Below are 21,809 nucleotides of genomic sequence, written 5' to 3' on the forward strand. Positions count from 1 at the left end.
GGATGGCGCAGACAATAATTAAAGGATGATTTATTTCATGAAATATTTAAAAATCGAATATTTAAAGTTTTCTACTCTTTTATTTATCTGTAGTGGTCATTCCTTGTTGTGGGCAGCAGATACCTCTCAACAAAGCGAAGATGAATGGAAGTTCACGCTAAAGAATGCCTATATCAACCGTAATTTTGATAATGATGCACTTAAAGACACGGGTAGTTGGTCTCAGGCAGCATCACTATTTTATAAATCGAAAATGCATGACACCCCTCTGCAAATTGCAGATAAGCCCATTACGATTGGGGCCGATGCTTCTGTTCAATATGCCATTCGCTTGAGCTCAGATAAACACGTTGCGGACACAGTTTTGCCTTTTAATAAAGAAACTCAGTCACAAGCCTCTGACTTCTTAAAATACGGCGCAACTTTAAAACTAGGATATGACAAAACCCTCTTAAGTGTCGGTGAACTCTGGTTAGACCTGCCTGTAACGGCTGTGGATGCCAGCCGACAATTGCTTGCTTCTTATTGGGGAACCAATCTTAAGTCGCAACTTTCAGATCAACTCTATGCCGAAATTGGACGGGTTGAAAAAGTCTCTCCACGAAATGAAGACGATTTTAAAAAGTTTTCTTTTACAGCGAACGGCATTACCAAAGAATCTGATGGTTTAAATTACATAGATCTGCGCTATCAATTTACGCCGTCACTCAAGGGTGAATACTATTTTGGTAATTTGGAAGACCTCTACAACAAACACTATGTAGGGCTTGAGCATAATTGGAAACAACCTAATTTCGCTCTTACTTCTAAGTTTAAGTACTTCAATGCAAAAGATGATGGCAACACTTTTGATATTGATGCGCAAAACATCGGGGTGCTAGAGACTCTTAAAGTAAAAAACCATACCTTTGGTTTGGGTTATCAACAGATTATCGGTGAGTCGGCTTATCCATTACCGGATGGCTTCTTACCAGAGACATATTTCATTAACTGGAACGCTACTGGATTCTTTAAAGAAGATGAAAAGTCTTATCATGTGATGTATGGCTACGACTTTAAAGATTATGTACCAGGTTTAAATGCGATGGTGAAATATGTTTACGGCCATGACTTTAAAGCAGCCAATGGTGAAAAAAACCATGAAACCGAATCGAATGTGATTTTAAACTATGCATTTCAACAGCCGTTCTTAAAAGGCGTTGCTCTGCAATATATTCGTATTGATTACAACGTTAAACATGGCAATGACTTTGGTGAAGATCGTCTATTTGTCAACTACACCAAAAAGTTTTAAAGACTTTTTAACACTCATCATTAAAAAAGAGACCGTAAAAGGTCTCTTTTTTCTCTCATATTCCAAGGTTTAGACTAATTATTTAGTCGTATCAATAGAGACTAAAACAGATAAACCTGGGCGTAATAATTTAACGTCTTTTTGATTTTCAATAAGCTTGATTCGTAAAGGTAGACGCTGAACAATCTTGGTAAAGTTACCTGTTGCATTGGTCGCCGAGATCGGAGAGAAAAATGCGCCAGTAGATGGAGAGAAGCTGTCTACCACACCTTTTAGCTCAACGTTATAAGCATCTACATAGACATTAACTGGTTGTCCGATCTTGATCTTTTTTAACTCAATTTCACGGAAGTTAGCTTCTACATAAACCTGATCTAAAGGAACAACCACCATGAGTGGATTACCTGCGCCAACAAAGTTACCTACGTTAGCTGACTTTTGACCAATCATGCCATCAATAGGTGCACGTACTTCTGTATAGCTCAAATTCAGTTTTGCTTTATCAAGCGCCGCTTGTGCTTGTTTAAGAGCCGCTTGTTTGGCTTGTACCTGAATCTTGTATTGGTTGAGCTGATACTGTGCATCAATCACTTTTTCTTTACTGCTGTCTAAGTCAGCATATTGTTCAGTCAATGTAGTCTTAGATTGCTGTGTAATTAATCTAGACTCGGCCCCAAGTGCCTGTAGTTGCTCATAACGCGCCGTATTATCTTTTGTGAGTTTAATTCCGGCTTCTACTTTTCTCAGCTGTGCTTCAGTTTCTCGAATAACAGTGGGTTGTCTATCCACTGCGAGCATTGCTTCACTCAGGTCAGCTTGCGCTTTGGCATAATTAGATTCAGCCTCAGCCAAAGCAGCTTGATAATCACGTGCATCAATCCGCGCTAAAAGTTGGCCTTTTTTTACGGTCTGGTGATCTTTAATGTAAATTTCCTCAATATTGCCCGACACTTTAGGGGCAATGGTTGAGTACTCTACATCTACACGTGCATCGTCTGTTTCAACAACTGAAGACGGTAAAAATATAAGTTTTAAAACCCAAAAAATAGATGCTAAGACAATAATAAACGCAATAGCCATAACCCAATGCTTTTTGAGAAATTGCACCTTGGTTAACTTGGGCGGTTCGGTATGGGTGGTGTCTTGGGCTTCGAGAGTACTCATAAAGATTTTCCTGAGTTATGACTATTCATTAACTTAATGAGAGCAATACGTGGCGGATAAGTTCGAACTGGCAAAATCAACATCACAATAAACAAAATAGCGGTAAGGCCAGCTAAGATGAGATATTGATCGCTAATAACTAAAACAGATTGTTGTGCTTGAATCGCAGAATTTAGGGCAGACAAACCACCTGAAACACGATCTGCACCATTTGCGTTCAGAACAGGGGGAGTAAGTGGATTAATGACAGGGCCTTGAATATTTTGGAAAACATGTTGGGCGGTATTTTCAATCAGCCGTGTTGAATGGTATTCACCGCGCACTCGATTGATCCAATCCAAAATACAAACACCCAGTACACCGCTAATAGCACGCGGGGTATTAATCATAGGGGATGCATAAATTGCCATAGTTGGGTGAACACTGTTTGTCCCCATCATTAAGAGCGAGAGCACGACACAGGTTTGCCCCAGACATGAGATTGCATGCCAAAAATAAAATTGATCTTGATTCCATGTGGTATCAAGTTGACTTGCACCTAGGCAACCCGCAATGACCAGAAGTAAACCAAACCCGTGTACATATCGGCTATCCACCCAAGCTTGATTTAAAAGCTTCACAACAATAGGAATATAGATAAATTGCAATGCTGCGATTTGTAAGCCAATCCACATGGTCTGAGTGGGTTTATAGCCATGTACAGCACTAAGGTAATTTAGTGGTAATGTGCTGGTGGACATACCAATAATGACAAAGCAAAAGAGTGCGAAAACAGCATAAGCAAAATTTCGGATTTCGAGCATTTGCGGTTTAATTAATGGTGACGGATAACGCCATTCATGTATGAAAAACCAAGGTAAAGTTATTGCACTAATTAAGGCTAATACACAAATTAATTGAGAATGGAACCAGTCTAAATGGTTGCCATGCAATAACATGGTGCTCAGGCTCGCTAAGCTAATAATCGCTAAAATGGCACCCATCCAATCGTAAGTTTTTATTCTTGAGTAATTCAATGGATCTTGGGGAATACCAAAATACACCAGTGCAGCGCTTAGCGCACAAAAAGGAATGGTTTGGAAAAATATCATTTTCCATCCAATTACATCTAAGTAAAAAGCTGAGAGTGCAGCACTTAAGTTGGGAAAGAACGTCGCAGTTAATGCGTAGCAGGCGAGACCCCATAGTCGAATATCAGGTCCTAAAAATCTAAGCGCACAGGCCATGAGCAAAGGAATGGTTAAACCATTGGCGAGCCCTTGTAAGCCACGTAATAGATAAAAGATTTCGATATTTGGGCTAAAAGGGATTAAAACGCTAGAAAAAAGGCAAAGTCCTATGGCAAAAAGAAGAACTCTGCGCATAGAGAAAATGACTGCCCAACTCGTAGACAGGATCATTCCAATAATCATTGCACTTGCGTAAATACTGTTAACCCAATAACCCGAGTCGACACTAATGCCCATCGCACCTCGAATGTCGACTAAAGTAATGCTGGTAATTCGGTTATTAAATTCAACAGTCATTGCAGCAAATATTGCACCTGCTAAACCGATGAGTGGCTTTGTATTCATCTTTTACCTTAAATCTTAAACATCAATTCATTGCACGGAGTAGATATTTACTGTACTGTACCGATCGGTACTCTACTCTTTAATTAAATTTCCGTCAATTCTCGATTTTGAACTTTTCGATGAGTTACACTTAGAACGAAATCGCTAAAATTTTTATAAGGTCAATATGTCTGGTTTAACGAAAGCTCATGAAAAAGATCAAAAAATTCTGGATGCAGCAACAAAGTTTTTTTTGATCCACGGTTTTAGTGGCACAACGACAGACATGATTCAAAAGGAAGCAGGGGTTTCAAAAGCAACGATGTATGGTTGCTATAAGAATAAAGAAGCGATGTTTGCAGCGGTGATTGAACGTCAATGTACCAACATGCAAAAACAAATTATTTTAGTTGAGACAAAAGCCGATAATTTACGATCAGCACTAACTGAAATTGGGAAGACCTATCTGTGTTTTATATTATCGCATTCAGGCTTGGCTTTTTTTAGAGTTTGTATTGCAGAAGCGGTAAGGTTCCCAGAGTTATCTGAAAAATTCTTTGAATTGGGTCCACAGCGTCTAGCAAATATCATTGCAGGATATCTAGAAAAATCCGTTAAACAGGGCGAAATTGAATTAAGCTCTTCTTCAGAAGTTGCTGCGAATATATTTTTATCGTTATTAAGAAGTGATGCTCATCTAAAATGTTTGACGCATCCTGATTATTTAATATCAGAGAATGAAATTAGTACTTGGGTTGAGTATGCGGTTGATTTGTTTTTAAAAAATATCAATTACAAACCAAATTAATTTAGGAAATTTTATTCTATCTATAAGCTCTGGATGTAGAAATTAAAAAGAGACCAGTTTGTGGTCTCTTTTTAATTTATTAGATCGCTTCTCTGGTCATCTCACCATTCACGAGTCTTAAAATCTGCAACGGGTTGCTGTCTTTTAAAGCCTCTGGCAATAAGCTTTGCGGATAGTTTTGATAACACACAGGTCTTAAGTAACGGTCAATTGCTAAGGTTCCAACTGAGGTGCCTCGTGCATCTGAAGTGGCTGGATATGGCCCGCCGTGCACCATCGCATCACACACTTCCACACCCGTTGGGTAACCGTTTAAAAGTAATCGACCAGCTTTTTCTTCTAACACAGGAACCACATCTGCAAACTCGGTTAAGTCTGCTTCGTCGGCAATTAAAGTCGCAGTCAGCTGACCATTCATGCTTTGTAAGGCCTGAATGAGTTGGGCTTTACCTTCAACTTCAATGATGACAGTAGTTGGTCCAAAGATTTCTTCTTGGAGAAGTTGGTCACTCGCCAGTAACAACTCAACATCCGCTTTAAACAGTTGCGGCTGTGCCTGATTGCCTTGTTGAGTATTGCCAGCCAAGTGTTCAATACCTTGATGCTCGCTTAAATGCTCAAGACCAGCGGTATAACTTTTTAAGGTTCCGGCATTCAGCATAGTCTGTGCAGGTTTTCCACCCATAATTTCGGTTAGGTTACTAATGAGCTGACTAAACTCGGCTGATTTAATTCCCAAAATTAAACCCGGATTGGTACAGAACTGACCACAGCCTAAAACAACTGAATCTGCCAAGTCCTGTGCAATTTTTTCACCACGGTTTTTTAATGCTTCTGGCAACATCAGCATCGGGTTAATGCTGCTCATTTCAGCAAACACCGGAATCGGCTGTGGACGGGCTGCGGCCATGTCACATAAAGCGCGACCACCACGAAGTGAACCTGTAAAACCTACAGCCTGTATTAAAGGATGTTTCACTAGTGGTTCACCCACGCCATTACCGTAGATCATGTTAAATACGCCTTTAGGCATATTTGATTTTTCTACAGCACGTTCGATTGCCTGAGCCACGAAGTCTGCTGTCGCCATATGTCCGCTATGGGCTTTGACTACAACCGAACAACCAGCAGCGAGTGCAGAAGCAGTGTCGCCACCCGCAGTTGAGAAAGCTAAAGGAAAGTTACTTGCCCCAAAGACTGCAACAGGGCCAACACCGATTTTAATCTGGCGTAGATCTGGACGAGGTAAAGGCTGACGCTCCGGTAAAGCGGTATCAATACGGGCACCTAAAAAGTCGCCACGGCGCAACACTTTGGCAAACAAACGCATTTGCCCACTGGTACGGCCACGCTCGCCTTGTAAACGTGCAAGTGGCAAAGCGGTTTCCTGTGAGACAATTTCAAGAAAATCTGTACCTAATGCATCGAGTTCATCGGCAATATTTTCTAAAAAAACAGCACGCTGTTCAGGTGAAGTATGGCGATAAGTTTTAAAAGCTTGACTGGCTGCTTCACAGGCCTGATTAACTTCTTGCTCGGTTGCATGGTGAAACTCATAAGGCAGGGCTTCACCAGTCGTAGCATGAATACTTTTTAGTAAAGTGGAACTTTGTGCACTACGTGAACCGCCAATAAAGTTGTGTCCGATAATGGTCATAACAAATATCCTGAAATTAATGAGAGTGTCTTGGAAGGTTGTCTTGATTTACGACTCGCATATATAAAGTTGCAGGCTCTAAACAGCCACCTGTTGATAATTGCCCCACCATGTTGCGATACATTTCTTGCCAAGGTGTTTGAGAGGCAGAGACCGTCGGTTTCCATTCACGGCGGCGTTGTTCTAACTCTTCTTCAGAAATAAGCACGTTGACAGAACGTTTATTTAGATCAATGCGCAAACGGTCATTGGTTTTTAATAAAGCAATTCCACCTCCTACCGCCGCTTCGGGTGACATATTTAAAATTGAAGGGCTGGCAGACGTACCGCTTTGACGGCCATCTCCTAAGCAAGGCAGTGAATCGATGCCTTTTTTAATTAACTCTGCGGGTGGAGCCATATTGACGACTTCAGCACTGCCCGGATAACCTACCGTACCTGCGCCACGAATGACCAAAATACAATGTTCATCAATATCTAAGGCTGGATCATTAATTCGGGCGTGGTAATCCTCTGGTCCTTCAAAAACGATCGCCCTAGCTTCAAAGCTATTTTCACTACTTGGGTCAGATAAATAGGTTTTCTTAAATGCTTCACCCACTACAGACATTTTCATAATGGCGCTGTCAAAGAAATTACCACTCAGCACGATAAAACCTGCGCCATGTTTCAATGGTTGTTCATAAGGGAAGATGACATCTGCATTTGAGGTTTTTGCATTTTTAGCAATTTCCCCAATTGTTTTACCGCTGACTGATGCACAGTCTTCATGTAAAACGCCCGCTTTTTGTAATTCATGCAAAACAGCAGGAACACCACCGGCACGGTGGAAACCTTCACCCAAATATTTGCCCGCCGGCATGCAGTTCACAATAAGCGGAATGTTTTCACCCACACGTTGCCAGTCTTCTAAACTCAGCTCAATCCCCATATGTCGGGCAATCGCAATGAGGTGAGGAGGGCAGTTACTTGATGCACCTAATGCTGAGGCTACAGCAATGGCGTTTTCAAATGATTTTTTATTCATGATTTTAGATGGTCGTAAATCTTCTAGAACCATTTCACATATTCTTTTGCCGGTCATATAGGCCATTTGCCCGCGTTCGCGATAAGGCGCTGGAATACTTGCACATGTCGGTAAAGACATACCTAAAGCTTCTGATAATGCATTCATTGAAAGTGCAGTACCCATGGTGTTGCAATGCCCAACTGAAGGTGAGGCGGAAGTCGTCATTTCCATGAAGCCTTCATAGTCGATTTCACCTGTGGCAAGTAAATTTCTTGCATGCCAAAGTACTGTACCCGAGCCAATTAACTCACCTTTAAAGTGACCATCTAACATTGGACCGCCAGATAAAACAATAGCTGGTAAATCTGTTGTTGCTGCCGCCATTAAACAAGCAGGAGTAGTTTTATCGCAGCCAGTTGTTAGCACTACACCATCGAGTGGATAACCATGTAAGATTTCAACTAAACCTAAGTAGGCTAAATTTCTATCGAGTGCAGCTGTAGGGCGTCGAGACTGTTCAGCAATTGGATGAACGGGAAATTCCATAGGAATACCGCCAGCATCACGAATGCCTGCTTTCACACGTTCAGCAAGCTCTTTGTGGTGACGGTTACATGGGGTCAAATCACTACCAGTTTGTGCGATACCAATAATAGGCCGGCCTGATTGTAGCTCGGCACGGGTCAGGCCATAATTCATGTAACGCTCGACATAGAGTGCAGTCATGTCAGCATGTGTAGGATCATCAAACCATTCTTGGCTGCGTAAAAAAATCCGTTTATCTTGATCATTCATTTTTAGATCCTTCTACTGATCTCGCTCAGCAATTTAATTTTTCAAGTGATGAATATTACGATTGAACCGGTCGATAATACGTGAAATTTATAGTAATTCGCGTTGTTTTAAATTGTGCATCAAAGCATTTATGCCAAAATTCCACGGCATCGCTTTATCACTGGTCATGACTGTGTTGTATAAAGTGCCGAGCTTTGGTGAATGGATACGAACGACATCACCGACTTTATGGGTAAAGCCTGCACCAGCTTGTTCACGGTCTTGGGTAGGCGCAAATAAAGTACCCAAAAACAAAACAAAACCATCTGGATATTGGTGGTTTTCATTGAGGGTTTGTTGAATTAAATCTTCGGGATCACGACTAATTTGAGACATAGAACTAATGCCATTGAGCACAAAGTTATCTGTACCCTGAATTTGCAGTTCAACATCACAAGCGCGGATATCATTTAAACTAAAGGTAGAGTCAAAAAGACGAATAAATGGACCAATTGCACAAGATGCATTGTTATCTTTGGCTTTACTCAACAGTAGGGCGCTACGACCTTCAAAGTCCCGTAAATTAACGTCATTACCTAAAGTCGCGCCTAAAACTTTTCCGTGGCTATTTGCAACCAATACAACTTCTGGTTCTGGGTTATTCCACTCAGACTTTGGGTGAATACCAATATTTTGTCCAGTTCCCACAGCTGCTAAAACAGGTGCTTTGGTAAAAATTTCAGCGTCGGTACCAATACCCACCTCCAGATATTGAGACCACATTTTTTGTTCAATTAAATATTCTTTGAGTTGCAGCGCTTTTTCAGAACCGGGTTCAATTGTTTTTAAATTATCGCCGATTACCCCTTGTACCACTTCACGGATTGATTGAGCTTTTTGTGCATCGCCGCCCGCTTGTTCTTCAATCACGCGCTCTAACATACTTGCTGCAAAGGTAACACCAGCTGCTTTAATCACTTGTAGATCAATAGGGGCTAAAAAATATGCCTTGTTTGTATCTGGCTCGGCGACTGTATTGGCAAACAACTCATCAATTGAGCCAACTAATTTTCCTTCAATTTCAGCTAAAGCTTTTAAAGGATCTGAACTCTCAAGTAACTTGGAAATAGTGTGGAACTTTTCAGAAATATCAAAAACCTGATCACCTTTTAAAAGAATCGGAGATGGACCGGAAATTTGATTTGGAATCCACGCGCGACCAATTAAACATCCTTGGGTAGCGTCGTCTGGTAATGAGTTCTGGGAATTTAACGTAAAGTTCATTTAAAGCATCCTTCTTTTATTTGAAATCATGATATGTTTCTTATTTAATAAACACCAATCGTAATAATTTAATTATTAATAACGAAAAGTTATCGAAAGGGATTTTTGAAAATGGCTGATTTGACTTACACAAGCTTAAATAATTGGTTGAAATTTAAACATTTAGTGCTATTAGAAACTTTGGCTAGAACCAATAACATGCATTTGGCCGCCGAGCAGATGAACCTAAGTCAGCCTGCGGTGAGTAAAATGCTAAAGGAAATAGAAGGATTACTGGGCTTTCCTGTTTTTGAACGGTTACCCCGAAATATGCCAGTAACAGCCTTGGGTGAACATGTAATTCGATATGCGCAGCGTGTGTTAAATGATGCAAAGCATTTTGTCGAAGACATTGAAATTTTACGATTAGGTGGTCACGGTTTTTTAAAAGTTGGTGGTATCTTTGCCGCAACCGCAGTGGTGATTCCAAACTCAATTATTGAGATTAAAAAACAATGGCCCTTACTTTCTATCGATGTTGTTGAGCAAACCAGTGACCATTTAATGGAAATGCTAAGTGAGCATACTTTAGATTTAGCCATAGGTCGTTTTACCGATGTGACGCAAAGCCAGTTTTTTGATTTCCAACCTTTAGGCCCAGAGCCGTTTTGTATTGTTGTTAATAATGCTCATCCATGTGCTAAGAAGAGGTTTTGTACATTAGAAGAATTATTAAATTGGCCGTGGGTACTCTATCCTAAAGGCACGCCAATTCGACAACGGATGGAAGGCGCATTTGCCCGAGCAAAAGTCAAAATCCCCTTAAATACGGTAAATACCATGTCGATGCAGACCTTTTTGCAGATCTTAAAAGGTGCGCCTATGGTAGGAATGTTGCCCGAAGCTATGGTGATCGATCAGGTAAAAGAAGGGCAACTACAGATTTTAGAAACAGATCTAATTTTAGATGCACAGGATTATGGAATTTTGACGCGTAAAGATGAACCAGTGTCTGATATTGCATCAGCATTTATTAATATCTTACTTAAAAATGCAAAACGTAAATAAACAATTCAGCCTCAAACTATGACTACGTCTGAGGCTTTAAAATAAAAAGAAAAAACCTGTTTTGTTTTATAAATTTATAAATATAAAACTGATATTAAAAAGTTATCAATATTTAGAAATTATTCATTGGAAATTATTGAAAGGAGTCCTTATCGTTTAATTCACGACAATTACAAAAGTTTTTAAGTGAATAAAAACTAGGAAAGGACCTCTGTATGAATGTACTAATCACCGGTGGAACTGGTTTTATTGGAAAACAAATTGCTAAAGAGATCTTAAAGGCTGGCAGTTTGACTTTAGATGACAATAAACCGCAGTCCATCGATAAAATTATTCTGTTTGATGCATTTGCTGGCGATGATGTGCCACAAGATCCAAGAGTTGAAGTGATTGTCGGTGATATTACCGATAAAACTACAGTTGCTCATATTACAGAAAATATTGATGTCGTTTGGCACTTGGCTGCTGTGGTGAGCTCAGCAGCGGAGGCTGATTTTGATTTAGGTATGGATGTTAATCTGTATGGGCTCTTAAATTTATTAGAAGAATTAAGAAAGAAACAAACCACGCCTCGAGTCATTTTTGCCAGCGGCTGTGCTGTATTTGGTGGTCAATTACCAGAGGTTGTGACAGATGAGACAGTTGTTACACCAAAGTCTTCTTACGGTATGCAAAAAGCAGTAGGAGAATTGCTGGTCTCGGATTACTCAAGAAAAGGTTTTATTGATGGCCGTATTTTAAGACTACCGACTATTGTGGTTCGTCCCGGTAAACCTAATAAAGCGGCATCGACATTTTTTAGTTCAATCATTCGCGAACCGTTAAAAGGTGAAACGGCCGTTTGCCCAGTCCAGTCAGATACTCCAGTTTTTATTACTTCACCGCGACGTTGTGTTGAATCAATGATTAAAGCTGCGTCAATTTCTTCAGATGTACTTCAAGATAACCGAATTATTCCTCTACCGGGATTAACAGTCACCGTTAACGAAATGCTTGAGGCTCTTGAAAAAGTTGCGGGCAAACAAGCAACTGAATTGGTGCAATGGCAAGAAGATAAAACCATTCAACGTATTGTCCAAAGTTGGCCTGTTCAGGTGAAAGCTGAATATGCCGAATCTTTAGGTTTCCAAGCAGACGAAAATTTTGAAAGCGTGATTCAGGCACATATAGAAGATACCCAAAATTAATGGCAGTGATCGCCAGTTGATGTGAGATTTATTATGGAAGATATCAAGAATGTAACTGCTCTCGAAGAGCAGACAATTAAACGTATTTCAAACAGAATTATCCCGTTTCTCATTATTTTATTCATTATGGCATTCCTAGACAGGACCAATATTGGTTTTGCTGCGTTACATATGAATGATGCACTTGGAATTACTCAAACCATTTTTGGTTTAGGTGCAGGTGTATTTTTTCTAGGTTATTTTATTGCAGAAGTGCCGAGTAATATCTTGCTTCATCGGTTTGGAGCGCGAATCTGGATTGCCCGAATCATGATTACTTGGGGAATCATTGCAGCACTCATGGGTTTTATTCATAGCGGTACGCAGTTTATTGTTTTACGTTTTTTACTGGGTATTGCTGAAGCAGGTTTCTTTCCCGGTGTGATCTTTTATTTAACCTTATGGTTTCCTGCAAAATATCGTGCCCGTGTTTTTGCCACGTTTTATCTTGGATTGCCAATTGCTCAAATTATTGGAGCACCAATTTCAGTCGGACTCATGCAATGGGGCAATACCATTGGCTATGAAGGCTGGCGTTTGATGTATGTGCTGGAAGGGATCCCATCCATTATTTTAGGACTAATTTGCCTTAAATATTTAACCAATAACCCAAAAGAAGCAGAGTGGTTAACAGCTGAGCAGCGTCAATGGTTAATGACCACATTAGAGCGTGAAGAAAGAGAAAAAGAGCAATCTGCCGATGCTGCTTTAACTAAAGGTGAACTCATTAAACAAGTGTTTAAAAATCCTTTGGTTTGGATTATGGCGGTTGTTTATTTTGGAATTACCTCTGGTTCAAATGCGATGTTCTTCTTCTTACCAAGTGTTTTAGAGTCATTCCGTAACACATTTGGTATGCAAATTAGCCTTATTCAAAATGGCTTACTCACCGCAATTCCATATGCATTTGCAGCTGTTGGGATGGTTTTATGGAGCCGCCGTTCTGACCGTAAACAAGAACGTTATAAACACGGTGCTTGTGCTGCACTTATGGCGGCGTTAGCTATTGCGATTGCACTGCTTGTGAATCAGCCTTGGGCAATTATTGTGGGCTTTATTCTTCTTGCGATTGGTGTATTTAGCGCAATTAACATTTTCTGGACCATTCCTGGGCAAACTCTAACGGGTGTGGGTGCCGCAGCTGGAATTGGGTTAATTAACTCGGTAGGTAATTTAAGTGGTTTTACTGGTCCATATTTAACAGGCTATTTATATACCACCACAGGCACCTATACAGTGGCATTCCTTGCTATTGCTGGCTTTGTAGCAATGGGTGGTTTGGGCTTGTTGTTATTAGCAAAGTTAAAATCGAATAGCTTAAAAGTAGAACAGCAGCAACTTAAAGTTCGGACTGCTACGGAGATGAAATAATGGCGACCATCGGATTTGTGGGGACAGGCATTATGGGACTGCCGATGGCTATGCATTTACTCAAAGAAGGCCATCAAATTAAGGTTTGGAATAGAACTTTATCTAAAGCAGATAGTTTAAAAGAAGCTGGTGCCCAAGTTTGCTCTGAACTTAAACAAGTCGGAAAAGATGTAGAATTTCTGATCTGTATGCTTAGCGATGGAAAAACCTGCGATGAAATCCTGTTTAAAGAACACGGCGCGATTTCACAGCTAAAACCTGAAAGTACGGTTATTGTCATGAGTTCGATACCCGTTGATGTTGCAAAAGCACAAAGTGAAAAATGCAGAGAAAGAGGATTTAAATATTTAGATGCTCCAGTCTCTGGAGGCGAAAAAGGTGCCCAAAATGCAAGTCTTGCTATTATGGTAGGTGGTGAAGCTAAAACATTTTCACAAGCTGAAACTATTTTAAGTGCAATGGGCCGACCAATTTTAGTAGGTGGGGTTGGCTGCGGAATGCTCGCAAAACTTGTGAATCAAATGATTGTAGCAACTACCATTGCAACTGTAAGCGAGGGCTTATTACTGGCCAGTAAAGCTGGAGCTGATCCTATTAAGCTCAAACAAGCGCTCACAGGCGGTTTTGCAGATTCTCCAATTTTACAGCAACATGGCGAGCGTATGCTAAGTCGAAATTTTAAACCGGGAGGTACAGCTCGAAACCAGCATAAAGACATTCATACAGCCGTTAGCTATGCTAAATCCTTAGAGTTAAATTTACCTGTTGCCCAACAAGTGAGTCAGTTATTTGAAAATATGCTTGCTGCTGGAGACGGTGAACTTGACCATTCTGGTTTAATTCGTGAACTTGAGCGAATGAATCCAGTGTAATATTGCTTTAAATTTAGCGGTACTTGATGAATAGACATAATCAAGTACCGCTTTTTTTATGGTTGATGCTTAGATATTGTAATAAGAAAAATAATTAGTGGTTATTGAAATTTTATTTACGATTTAGACGAAATATATTTACGCATAGCAAAGATAAACAGCGTAAATAAAATACTAAAACCAAAAACAGGTAAGCTGAGACCTAACACGAGTCCCCCCAATATTAACCATGTTTTTTGTGAGCCAGTTGCGCGGTTCCAAATTAATAGACTTTGACCAATGAAGTGAGTTGTCATGAGTTTTAAATTCGAGTTTTTAAACGCAGCCCTATATGCATAAATAATCATAATACACAGTAGAAAGGCATAAAGTGCCAGTACCAATTGATTTATCCAGCCAAATAAAACTCCAATATGGGCATCTACTCCCCAACGGGTGAGCTTTGCCACTAAAGAGTAGTCTTTAAACGCAAGTTGATCTATAACTTTGTGTTGTTCCATATCAATGGCGATACTGTCTGCTTGAGTTGGCCATTTGCGCTGAATTTCGGCCACTGTCCAGGCTTGATTTCCACTGGTTGGTGGTTTGATTTGTATTTGTGCTGCATCAATACCATGTGCTCTGGCGATTGAAAGAGCAGTATCGTACTCAGTCGAAACAATATTTAAATTAAGATTTTCACTATGAGGCATCTCGTGATGTTCATGATGCATCACTGTAGGTAAATTATCTGTTTGAAGGGAAGTTGCTAATGTTGGGGTTTGCCAGTTAAGCCACTGACGAGCAACTCGAATATTATCGCCAGCCCACTCGGACCACGTAAGACCCGTAATAGCAATTAATAATAAAAGTGGAAATAAACTTAAGCCCAGCGAGCTATGCCATCTTAATAATCTATTTTTTTGTGTTTGCCTGATTTTAAGATTTTGACGGCGCTTCCACCAATTATAAAGTCCAGTTAAAGTCAAAATGGCTAACCAGCTTGCCGCCAGTTCACTATAAAAGCGCCCCCATTTTCCTAGTAATAAATTGCTATGTAACTGGTCGAGCGTAGTTCGAAATGGCAGAACTCCACTGGTACCATAAACCGCTAGATGGCCTTTGGCTTTAAGTGTAAAAGGATCAATAAAAACGGCTTCACTTGTAAAATCGTGGATAGGGTCTGAAAAAATTACACGTGTTGTCTGATCAGTGCTTGGGGCTGGTCTAACTTCAATCACCTGTGCAGACTTAGGCATTACTTGCTTTGCAGCTTCAATTTGCTGGCTCAGCTTATGTGGTGTTTGATTCAGTTGCTCAACGTATAGAACATCTTTATAAATAGATTGTTCGAGTTGTGGCGTAATGGCATAGAGTAAACCAGTGATTGCTGCGAACAAGATAAATGGTGCAATAAAAATACCGGCATAAATATGAATTAAGCGGTAAAGACTACGCCAGAAAGATGATTGGGTCAGCATCGGAAGATAATATGTATCAGATTTTGGGCTGGATTATAACGAGTTATTTATTTTAATGTTGATCGAGTGGTAACCACTATTAAATTATTTGATTAGCCACCTTGTAAACTTTTTGGCCTAATAATTAAATAGTTTTTATTACTTGGTAAATTTGGCGTTTTTTTTGCTTACTCTTTAATATCTTAGCTATCTCATTTAATTTGACCGCTGTATTACCCATGATTCAAACCGTCTTGCTCACTTATGGTGTTTTTTCATATGAAAAATGCACCAAATAGGCACATCTTCTTATTATGCACTGTATTTGTGCAAGGCATGCCGTAATGAAGTTATTCACTTCATTACTCACTTTACTCATTCTATGTGGATGTTCTTCATCTGAACAAAGTGGTAAAGCGCAAGAAAAGTTAGCAGCCCATTCGATATGTGTCTTTGATAGTACAAATACAAAAGTCTGTGTAGCCAAACCCGCCCAAAGAATTGTTTCTTTGTTTGAGTCGGGTTTAGATGGCTTATATATGCTAGGGCAAGGTCATAAAGTGATTGGCATACCAGCCGAAGTATACATCCAGCCTTTATTATTTAATGCCTATTCAAAAATAGATAAGCGTATCGCCAATAAACAACTTGCAACACCTTCACAAGGGGCAAATGCAACCAATATTGAAAGTCTTGTGTTGTTAAAACCTGATCTGGTGATTGTAGGGAGCGGGCAGACTCAAACAATTGAACTGTTACGGCAGTTCGGCATTGCTGTATATGTGATGGAGTCCAGTACCTACCAGCAAGTAAAAGAAGAACTTTCTGAAATTGCTACTCTGAGCGGTGCCCAAAAGCGAGCTCAAGAAATTTTAAATTTCTCTGATGAAATTGTGGCGGAGGTCGCAGCCAAAACCGCACGTCAGCCAAATAAACAATCGATTTACTATGCTTGGTCTGGTGGACGAATTTTTTCTACCTCGGGACGTCAGTCGATTACCAATGACTTTATTGAGCTGGCGGGTGCTTACAACATTGTTCAGACCAATACGAATCAACCCAATGTAAATCCCGAGACTTTAATTGAATGGAACCCTGACAATATTGTGCTTTGGAATACCAACCCCCAACTGATTTATGAACGAAAAGAATTACAGGGTTTAAGCGCCGTACAAAACCGAAAGGTATTTAATTTGAGTCCTGCATTTATATATAACCCCCATACCATCAAAATCATTATTACGGCGATTTATTTGAATCACAGTATTTATCCTGAACAGTCCGATTTACCAGTAAGTGCTTTACAACAGCGTATTTTAACCAAGTTGTATGGTGAGCACCTTGCCAAAACGTTGGTGCAATAAATATGGAAAAACTGAAATATTATTGGTTTTACCCTTTACCTTTCCTCATGATTTTTATCTCGCTGCTTATTGGGCCAACTCAAACATTGAGTGCATGGGATTATTTGCGGTGGGGTGTGCAAGCGGTGTTTGGTACGCCATATTTTGATGCTGAGCAATTTAGACTGATGCAGAACATTCTCGTAAATGTGAGATTACCCAGAATTTTACTGACCTTTATGGTGGGAGCTGCGTTAGCAACTGCGGGAAATGGTTTACAGGCCTTGTTTCGTAATCCCTTGGTTGATTCTTATGTACTTGGTATTTCATCTGGCGCTGCGTTCGGTGCAGCCTTGGCACTTTCTTTAAGTTGGCTTTCACCAAACCTATCAGCCTTTATTTTTGGTGTTTGTGCTGTTGGCTTAACATATTTGTTTGCGCATCAAAAACATGAAAGCCAGACGTCTTTAGTCATGGTAATTTTATCGGGCATGATTGTTTCGGGGCTGTTTTTAGCAGGTCTCACGATTATTCAATATTTAAGTGATCCATTTAAATTACAAGCGATCGTGCAATGGACGATGGGCAACTTACATCAGGCGTCTTGGCAAAAGGTTCAATATGCCGTGCTGCCTATTTGTATTGGCCTTGCCGGATTATTTGCGATGCGTTGGCGCTTAAACTTAATGGCACTTGGTGCTGAAGAAGCGCAGGCAGTGGGTGTTAACCCAAGGTGGGAACAGCTTCTTTTAATTGTACTAGTGACTGTATGTACCTCAACTTCTGTGGCTGCTGCAGGCATTATTAGTCTATATGGACTCTTTATGCCGCATATTGTGCGAATGTTGGTTGGGCCAGATCATCGCTACAGCATTCCTGCCAATATGGTGTTGGGCGGTAGTTTTCTACTCATGATTGATAACTTTTCTCGGGTTTTACTGACGTTTGAAATACCGATTGGTATTTTTACCATGCTACTTGGCGCACCATTTTTCTTATTATTAATGAAAACACAGAGGACTCATTGGGCATGATTCAAATTGATCAGTTAAATTATGCCTATGGGCACAAACAGGTTCTCAAAAACATTCATCTGGAGTTTCCTGAAAATCAGTTTTCCGTCATTTTAGGGCGTAATGGTTGCGGAAAATCGACACTTTTTAAATTGATGGCTGGCCTAGAACCTGTAAAAGATGGATTGATTCGTTACTCTGGAAAACCATTATCGGACTTTAAAGGAAAAGATCGGGCTGCATTGCTCGGCTTTTTACCGCAGTTTCATAAAACCGTATTTCCATTTTTGGTTAAAGATGTGGTGATTACGGGACGTGCCGCTTTTAGTCGATATCGTCCTTCAAAATCAGACTGCGAACGTGTAGACCAAGCTTTGCTTGATTTAGATATTGAGCATTTACGCGATCGTCCTTATACCGAGTTATCGGGGGGCGAAAGACAATTGGTCATGATTGCGCGTATTTTAGTGCAAGCCCCAAAAGTCATTTTGCTCGATGAGCCAACCAATCATCTCGATGTTTATTATCAGTCTTATTTAATGAAAAAGTTGCGTCAGTTGTCGCGGCAAAATTTTACGGTGATTGCGATTATGCATGATCCCAATTTAGCTTTTTTATTTGCAGATCATTTGTTTTTTATGCGCCAACATGAGGTGGTTAAGCCTGAGTCAAAAACACGAATAACCGATCCGAAGTTTTTAAAAAGTGTCTATGATGTTGAGTTCCATGAAGCCATGATTCAAGACAAAACCATTGTTATCCCTGATCATTCTTGGCTATAAATATGACTTTTCACTATCATCTAGCAGACAAATCAGACTATGCATCTGCGGTAGAGTTTGCACTTTATACAAGACAGTTGTTATTCCCAGAGATCTATCATGGGCAAATTCCCAAAGATTTAAAAAATTTTGGGCAATATTATGTCCATGATCCATTGGGTTGTTTCATTACGGTAAGACACCAAAACCGCATTATTGGCACCATTGCATATCGAGCTTATGACCATCGTTTTGATTTAAATTTGCCGTCTAATACGGTAGAAGTCGTTAAGTTGTTTGTATTGCCTGAATACCGCCGTAAGGGCATCGCAACTCAACTATGCAACATGTTGTTTAGCCATGCCAAAAACCATGCTATTACTAGTTTATATTTGCATACTCATCCATTTTTGCCTGCGGCTGAAGAGTTTTGGACACTACAAGGCTTTAAGATTATTAAATGGGAATGGATCGATACCTATGACACCATTCACATGAGTAAATCTTTATAGTTTGTTAGAAAATTTATTTCAAAACTACCTGATTTATGGCGGGCAAAGTTGTATCCGCTACTTTTAATAATAGTTCTACTCATCATGCTTTTTGTAAATTAATTTTTTATTTCAATTAACTGAAGAATAATTTCTCTGAAATATCGAATCTCTAAATACTCTAAAACTGTAAATTTTATGTCTTAAATGGCTTTGAAAAAAGTTTGAAAAATAGACTTGAAATATATAGTGGCTTTATGCCACTATATATTCATCGAAGGTCATCAGACAAAAAGAGGATGATATGGCTATCCAGCTTTTAGATGCGGCAAGAAATGAAATTCCAGTGAAGTTCACGCAGTTTTCTGGTGGCGAGCGTCATGTTCAAATTGATGAGAAAACATTGAATTCACTATCTGGCAACGTATTGGTCCGCGCACAAATGACCTCAAGTCATGATGTGATGGACTATTTGTTACTTGAAAATATATTGCTGACTCAGGGCTTAATCGTTGACCTAGAAATTCCGTATTTTCCATATGCACGTCAGGACCGTATTTGTGCAGTAGGCCAAGCATTTTCACTCGATGTGATGACTAAATTACTTAACATCAATGCTGACAAAAAAGCGGGCAAACAAGGCAAGGTGACTGTTTGGGACTGCCATAGTGAAGTAACAACAGCCTTGCTCGCTGCAAATACTTCTTTTAGTGAAGTTGTAAACATCAGTTCAGTCGACATCATCGAAAAGAGTGCAGCGCTAAGCACATTGTTAAAAGATGAAAAAACAGTACTGATTTGCCCAGACAAAGGGGCGAAAGCACGTACACAAATGGTTGCAGACGCTTTTAATCTTGAGCGTAAACAACCAATCACTATTGTTCAGTGTGATAAAAAACGTGATCCAGTAACTGGCAAAATTTTAGGGACACATGTGCATGCGAATGACTTATCAGGTTTAACAGCGGTCATTACCGATGACATTTGCGACGGCGGTGCAACCTTTATTGGTATTGCCAAAGAACTGCGTCGTCTCAATTGCCATAAGGTCGTTCTATATGTGACCCACGGTATTTTTAGTAAAGGAATAGAGGTTTTTGATGGACTGCTTGACCAACTGTTTACCTCAGACAGCTTTCCACAACAACCATCAGACAAAATTTCAGTAATTGCTTTTGCAGCAAAATAAAGAGAACAAAGATGACGATTAAACTTAATCCATTAAATGCTATCGATTTTTATAAAGCTGATCACAGACGTCAGTATCCAGCAGGCACAGAGTACGTGTACGCAAACTTTACGCCGCGTTCATCTCGACTCGCAAAAATGTTGCCTGACTTCGACGATAAAGTTGTGTTCTTTGGGCTACAAGGTTTTATCAAACACTTTTTAATCGATACGTGGAATGAAGGCTTTTTCAAGCAACCTAAAGACAAAGTGGTGGCTGCTTATAAACGCCGTATGGATAGTTCATTAGGTGAAGGTGCTGTGCCGGTTGATCACATTGAAGCATTACACGACTTGGGCTATTTACCATTACGCATTAAAGCATTGCCAGAAGGTAGCCGTGTCAATATGCGTGTACCCGTGCTTACTGTAATTAATACCGATTCACGTTTCTTTTGGCTAACGAATTATATTGAAACTGTGTTAAGTGCTGAACTTTGGAAAAGCTGTACTACGGCCACAATTGCCTATGAGTACAAACGTTTATTAACGCAATATGCTGTAAAAACTGGCGCACCGCTTGATTTTGTACCTGTGCAAGGACACGATTTTAGTAGCCGTGGCATGAGCGGAATTTATGATGCTGCTCAGTCTGGTGTGGGTCACTTAACTAGTTTTATTGGAACAGACTCGGTTGCTTCAATTGACTATGCAGAAGAATATTACAATGCAACAGGTGTGATTGGTGTATCTGTACCAGCAACCGAACACAGTGTGATGTGTATGGGCACAGAAAACAGCGAGCTAGAAACATTTAAGCGTTTAATTTGTGAGCTTTATCCGTCGGGTGTTGTCAGCATCGTGTCTGATACTTGGGACTTTTGGCGAGTGATTACCGAGTTTACAGTGGCTTTAAAACCTGAAATTCTGGCAAGACAACTGAATGCTTTAGGCTTGGCTAAATTGGTTTTCCGTCCTGACTCTGGTGATCCTGTCAAAATTATTTGCGGCGACCCAGACGCCGAAGTCGGCAGCCCAGCATATAAAGGTGCAGTTGAATGTTTATGGGAAGTATTTGGCGGTACAACAACTGACCAAGGCTATAAAGTTCTGAATGAACGTGTTGGTTTAATTTACGGTGACTCGATTACCCTAGACCGTGCACAGCGTATTTTAGAGGGCCTTGAAGCTAAAAGCTTTGCTTCAAACAACTTGGTGTTTGGGATTGGCAGCTTTACCTATAACTACTTAACTCGCGATACCTTTGGGTTTGCTGTGAAAGCAACTTGGGGACAAGTGAATGGTGTAGGCCGTGAGTTGTTTAAAGACCCAATTACTGACTCAGGTGTAAAAAAATCGGCGAAAGGCCTATTACGCATTGAAGAAAGTGAAAATGGCTTTACCTTGTTTGATGAGCAAACAGCCGAACAAGAACAAGGCGGAGCACTTAAAACTGTCTTTGAAAATGGTAAACTTCAATATGAGTGTACTTTGGATCAAATTCGTGAGCGTTTATCCATCGCATAACTGAGTTTA

The 21,809-nt window shown here is 40.1% G+C and carries 18 protein-coding genes and 1 pseudogene; 13 read left to right on the forward strand and 6 right to left on the reverse strand.

Annotated elements, in window-relative coordinates; translation table 11 throughout:
* Positions 1-37 precede the first annotated feature (37 nt).
* Positions 38-1,294, forward strand: a complete 1,257-nt coding sequence (locus MKL51_RS02315; RefSeq protein ID WP_032006232.1) for an OprD family outer membrane porin — start codon at positions 38-40, stop codon at positions 1,292-1,294.
* A 78-nt stretch (positions 1,295-1,372) separates the two neighbouring features.
* Here the strand turns inward: MKL51_RS02315 and MKL51_RS02320 are convergent, their stop codons facing one another.
* Entirely contained in the window at positions 1,373-2,458 is a 1,086-nt protein-coding gene (locus MKL51_RS02320) for an HlyD family secretion protein (protein ID WP_017481088.1), read from the reverse strand.
* Positions 2,455-4,032 (reverse strand): MFS transporter, encoded by a 1,578-nt coding sequence (locus tag MKL51_RS02325; RefSeq protein WP_032006231.1) that lies wholly within the window; start codon positions 4,030-4,032, stop codon positions 2,455-2,457. The genes MKL51_RS02320 and MKL51_RS02325 overlap by 4 nt, the downstream gene beginning before the upstream one ends.
* Before the next feature lie 166 nt (positions 4,033-4,198).
* Here MKL51_RS02325 and MKL51_RS02330 point away from each other — a divergent pair, with 166 nt between their 5' ends.
* Positions 4,199-4,819 carry a TetR/AcrR family transcriptional regulator gene (locus MKL51_RS02330; RefSeq protein WP_014206840.1) on the forward strand — a complete coding sequence of 207 codons (621 nt, stop codon included), beginning with the start codon at positions 4,199-4,201 and terminating at the stop codon, positions 4,817-4,819.
* Positions 4,820-4,898: 79 nt separating this feature from the next.
* On the opposite strand, the gene MKL51_RS02335 is transcribed toward MKL51_RS02330, so the two are convergent.
* From MKL51_RS02335 to MKL51_RS02345, 3 genes are all read right to left on the reverse strand, one after another.
* Positions 4,899-6,476 carry an aldehyde dehydrogenase (NADP(+)) gene (locus MKL51_RS02335; RefSeq protein ID WP_017481090.1) on the reverse strand — a complete coding sequence of 526 codons (1,578 nt, stop codon included), beginning with the start codon at positions 6,474-6,476 and terminating at the stop codon, positions 4,899-4,901.
* 16 nt (positions 6,477-6,492) lie between these two features.
* Positions 6,493-8,280 carry an IlvD/Edd family dehydratase gene (locus tag MKL51_RS02340; protein ID WP_032052091.1) on the reverse strand — a complete coding sequence of 596 codons (1,788 nt, stop codon included), beginning with the start codon at positions 8,278-8,280 and terminating at the stop codon, positions 6,493-6,495.
* Between the two features lie 87 nt (positions 8,281-8,367).
* Positions 8,368-9,543, reverse strand: a complete 1,176-nt coding sequence (locus tag MKL51_RS02345; RefSeq protein ID WP_032006224.1) for a fumarylacetoacetate hydrolase family protein — start codon at positions 9,541-9,543, stop codon at positions 8,368-8,370.
* Between the two features lie 111 nt (positions 9,544-9,654).
* On the opposite strand from MKL51_RS02345, the gene MKL51_RS02350 reads away from it, so the two are divergent.
* The 4 genes from MKL51_RS02350 to MKL51_RS02365 all read left to right on the forward strand — a co-directional run bounded on the left by MKL51_RS02350 (position 9,655) and on the right by MKL51_RS02365 (position 14,059).
* On the forward strand, positions 9,655-10,590 hold the full coding sequence (locus MKL51_RS02350) for a LysR family transcriptional regulator (RefSeq protein ID WP_032006223.1): 936 nt from the start codon (positions 9,655-9,657) through the stop codon (positions 10,588-10,590).
* A gap of 215 nt (positions 10,591-10,805) precedes the next feature.
* Entirely contained in the window at positions 10,806-11,777 is a 972-nt protein-coding gene (gene denD / locus MKL51_RS02355; RefSeq protein WP_032006222.1) for a D-erythronate dehydrogenase, read from the forward strand.
* A 33-nt stretch (positions 11,778-11,810) separates the two neighbouring features.
* Positions 11,811-13,187, forward strand: coding sequence for an MFS transporter (locus MKL51_RS02360; RefSeq protein WP_032006221.1), 1,377 nt, complete (start codon positions 11,811-11,813; stop codon positions 13,185-13,187).
* Positions 13,187-14,059, forward strand: coding sequence for an NAD(P)-dependent oxidoreductase (locus tag MKL51_RS02365; RefSeq protein ID WP_032006220.1), 873 nt, complete (start codon positions 13,187-13,189; stop codon positions 14,057-14,059). The genes MKL51_RS02360 and MKL51_RS02365 overlap by 1 nt, the downstream gene beginning before the upstream one ends.
* 116 nt (positions 14,060-14,175) lie before the next feature.
* Here the strand turns inward: MKL51_RS02365 and MKL51_RS02370 are convergent, their stop codons facing one another.
* Entirely contained in the window at positions 14,176-15,519 is a 1,344-nt protein-coding gene (locus tag MKL51_RS02370; RefSeq protein ID WP_032006218.1) for a PepSY-associated TM helix domain-containing protein, read from the reverse strand.
* A 323-nt stretch (positions 15,520-15,842) separates the two neighbouring features.
* Between MKL51_RS02370 and MKL51_RS02375 the strand changes: the two genes are divergently transcribed.
* The 7 genes and pseudogenes from MKL51_RS02375 (at position 15,843) to MKL51_RS02405 (ending at position 21,800) form a co-directional block, all read left to right on the forward strand.
* Positions 15,843-16,862, forward strand: a complete 1,020-nt coding sequence (locus MKL51_RS02375) for an ABC transporter substrate-binding protein (protein WP_032006216.1) — start codon at positions 15,843-15,845, stop codon at positions 16,860-16,862.
* A gap of 2 nt (positions 16,863-16,864) precedes the next feature.
* Positions 16,865-17,875: a FecCD family ABC transporter permease gene (locus tag MKL51_RS02380; RefSeq protein ID WP_080973424.1), complete on the forward strand. Its 1,011-nt coding sequence runs from the start codon at positions 16,865-16,867 to the stop codon at positions 17,873-17,875.
* Entirely contained in the window at positions 17,872-18,636 is a 765-nt protein-coding gene (locus tag MKL51_RS02385; protein ID WP_032006213.1) for an ABC transporter ATP-binding protein, read from the forward strand. Before MKL51_RS02380 ends, MKL51_RS02385 begins: the two co-directional genes overlap by 4 nt.
* 2 nt (positions 18,637-18,638) lie before the next feature.
* Positions 18,639-19,127, forward strand: a complete 489-nt coding sequence (locus MKL51_RS02390) for a GNAT family N-acetyltransferase (RefSeq protein WP_032052093.1) — start codon at positions 18,639-18,641, stop codon at positions 19,125-19,127.
* A pseudogene (locus tag MKL51_RS02395) lies at positions 19,128-19,229 on the forward strand (sulfite exporter TauE/SafE family protein); the annotation flags it as partial. It abuts the gene before it with no gap.
* Positions 19,230-19,410: 181 nt separating this feature from the next.
* Positions 19,411-20,295, forward strand: coding sequence for a phosphoribosyltransferase family protein (locus MKL51_RS02400; protein ID WP_032006210.1), 885 nt, complete (start codon positions 19,411-19,413; stop codon positions 20,293-20,295).
* A gap of 11 nt (positions 20,296-20,306) precedes the next feature.
* The gene (locus MKL51_RS02405; RefSeq protein ID WP_032052094.1) at positions 20,307-21,800 is read left to right on the forward strand and encodes a nicotinate phosphoribosyltransferase; all 1,494 of its coding nucleotides are present in this window, start codon (positions 20,307-20,309) and stop codon (positions 21,798-21,800) included.
* Positions 21,801-21,809: the final 9 nt, after the last annotated feature.

This window comes from Acinetobacter sp. AOR18_HL (assembly GCF_027855145.1).
Taxonomy (GTDB): Bacteria; Pseudomonadota; Gammaproteobacteria; order Pseudomonadales; family Moraxellaceae; genus Acinetobacter; species Acinetobacter pittii.

What these genes read in the sequence shown, in the direction of transcription:
- MKL51_RS02315 (WP_032006232.1), top strand. Translation starts at nt 38, where the DNA reads ATGAAATATTTAAAAATCGAATATTTAAAGTTTTCTACTCTTTTATTT.
- MKL51_RS02320 (WP_017481088.1), bottom strand. Translation starts at nt 2,458, where the DNA reads ATGAGTACTCTCGAAGCCCAAGACACCACCCATACCGAACCGCCCAAG.
- MKL51_RS02325 (WP_032006231.1), bottom strand. Translation starts at nt 4,032, where the DNA reads ATGAATACAAAGCCACTCATCGGTTTAGCAGGTGCAATATTTGCTGCA.
- MKL51_RS02330 (WP_014206840.1), top strand. Translation starts at nt 4,199, where the DNA reads ATGTCTGGTTTAACGAAAGCTCATGAAAAAGATCAAAAAATTCTGGAT.
- MKL51_RS02335 (WP_017481090.1), bottom strand. Translation starts at nt 6,476, where the DNA reads ATGACCATTATCGGACACAACTTTATTGGCGGTTCACGTAGTGCACAA.
- MKL51_RS02340 (WP_032052091.1), bottom strand. Translation starts at nt 8,280, where the DNA reads ATGAATGATCAAGATAAACGGATTTTTTTACGCAGCCAAGAATGGTTT.
- MKL51_RS02345 (WP_032006224.1), bottom strand. Translation starts at nt 9,543, where the DNA reads ATGAACTTTACGTTAAATTCCCAGAACTCATTACCAGACGACGCTACC.
- MKL51_RS02350 (WP_032006223.1), top strand. Translation starts at nt 9,655, where the DNA reads ATGGCTGATTTGACTTACACAAGCTTAAATAATTGGTTGAAATTTAAA.
- denD (WP_032006222.1), top strand. Translation starts at nt 10,806, where the DNA reads ATGAATGTACTAATCACCGGTGGAACTGGTTTTATTGGAAAACAAATT.
- MKL51_RS02360 (WP_032006221.1), top strand. Translation starts at nt 11,811, where the DNA reads ATGGAAGATATCAAGAATGTAACTGCTCTCGAAGAGCAGACAATTAAA.
- MKL51_RS02365 (WP_032006220.1), top strand. Translation starts at nt 13,187, where the DNA reads ATGGCGACCATCGGATTTGTGGGGACAGGCATTATGGGACTGCCGATG.
- MKL51_RS02370 (WP_032006218.1), bottom strand. Translation starts at nt 15,519, where the DNA reads ATGCTGACCCAATCATCTTTCTGGCGTAGTCTTTACCGCTTAATTCAT.
- MKL51_RS02375 (WP_032006216.1), top strand. Translation starts at nt 15,843, where the DNA reads ATGAAGTTATTCACTTCATTACTCACTTTACTCATTCTATGTGGATGT.
- MKL51_RS02380 (WP_080973424.1), top strand. Translation starts at nt 16,865, where the DNA reads ATGGAAAAACTGAAATATTATTGGTTTTACCCTTTACCTTTCCTCATG.
- MKL51_RS02385 (WP_032006213.1), top strand. Translation starts at nt 17,872, where the DNA reads ATGATTCAAATTGATCAGTTAAATTATGCCTATGGGCACAAACAGGTT.
- MKL51_RS02390 (WP_032052093.1), top strand. Translation starts at nt 18,639, where the DNA reads ATGACTTTTCACTATCATCTAGCAGACAAATCAGACTATGCATCTGCG.
- MKL51_RS02400 (WP_032006210.1), top strand. Translation starts at nt 19,411, where the DNA reads ATGGCTATCCAGCTTTTAGATGCGGCAAGAAATGAAATTCCAGTGAAG.
- MKL51_RS02405 (WP_032052094.1), top strand. Translation starts at nt 20,307, where the DNA reads ATGACGATTAAACTTAATCCATTAAATGCTATCGATTTTTATAAAGCT.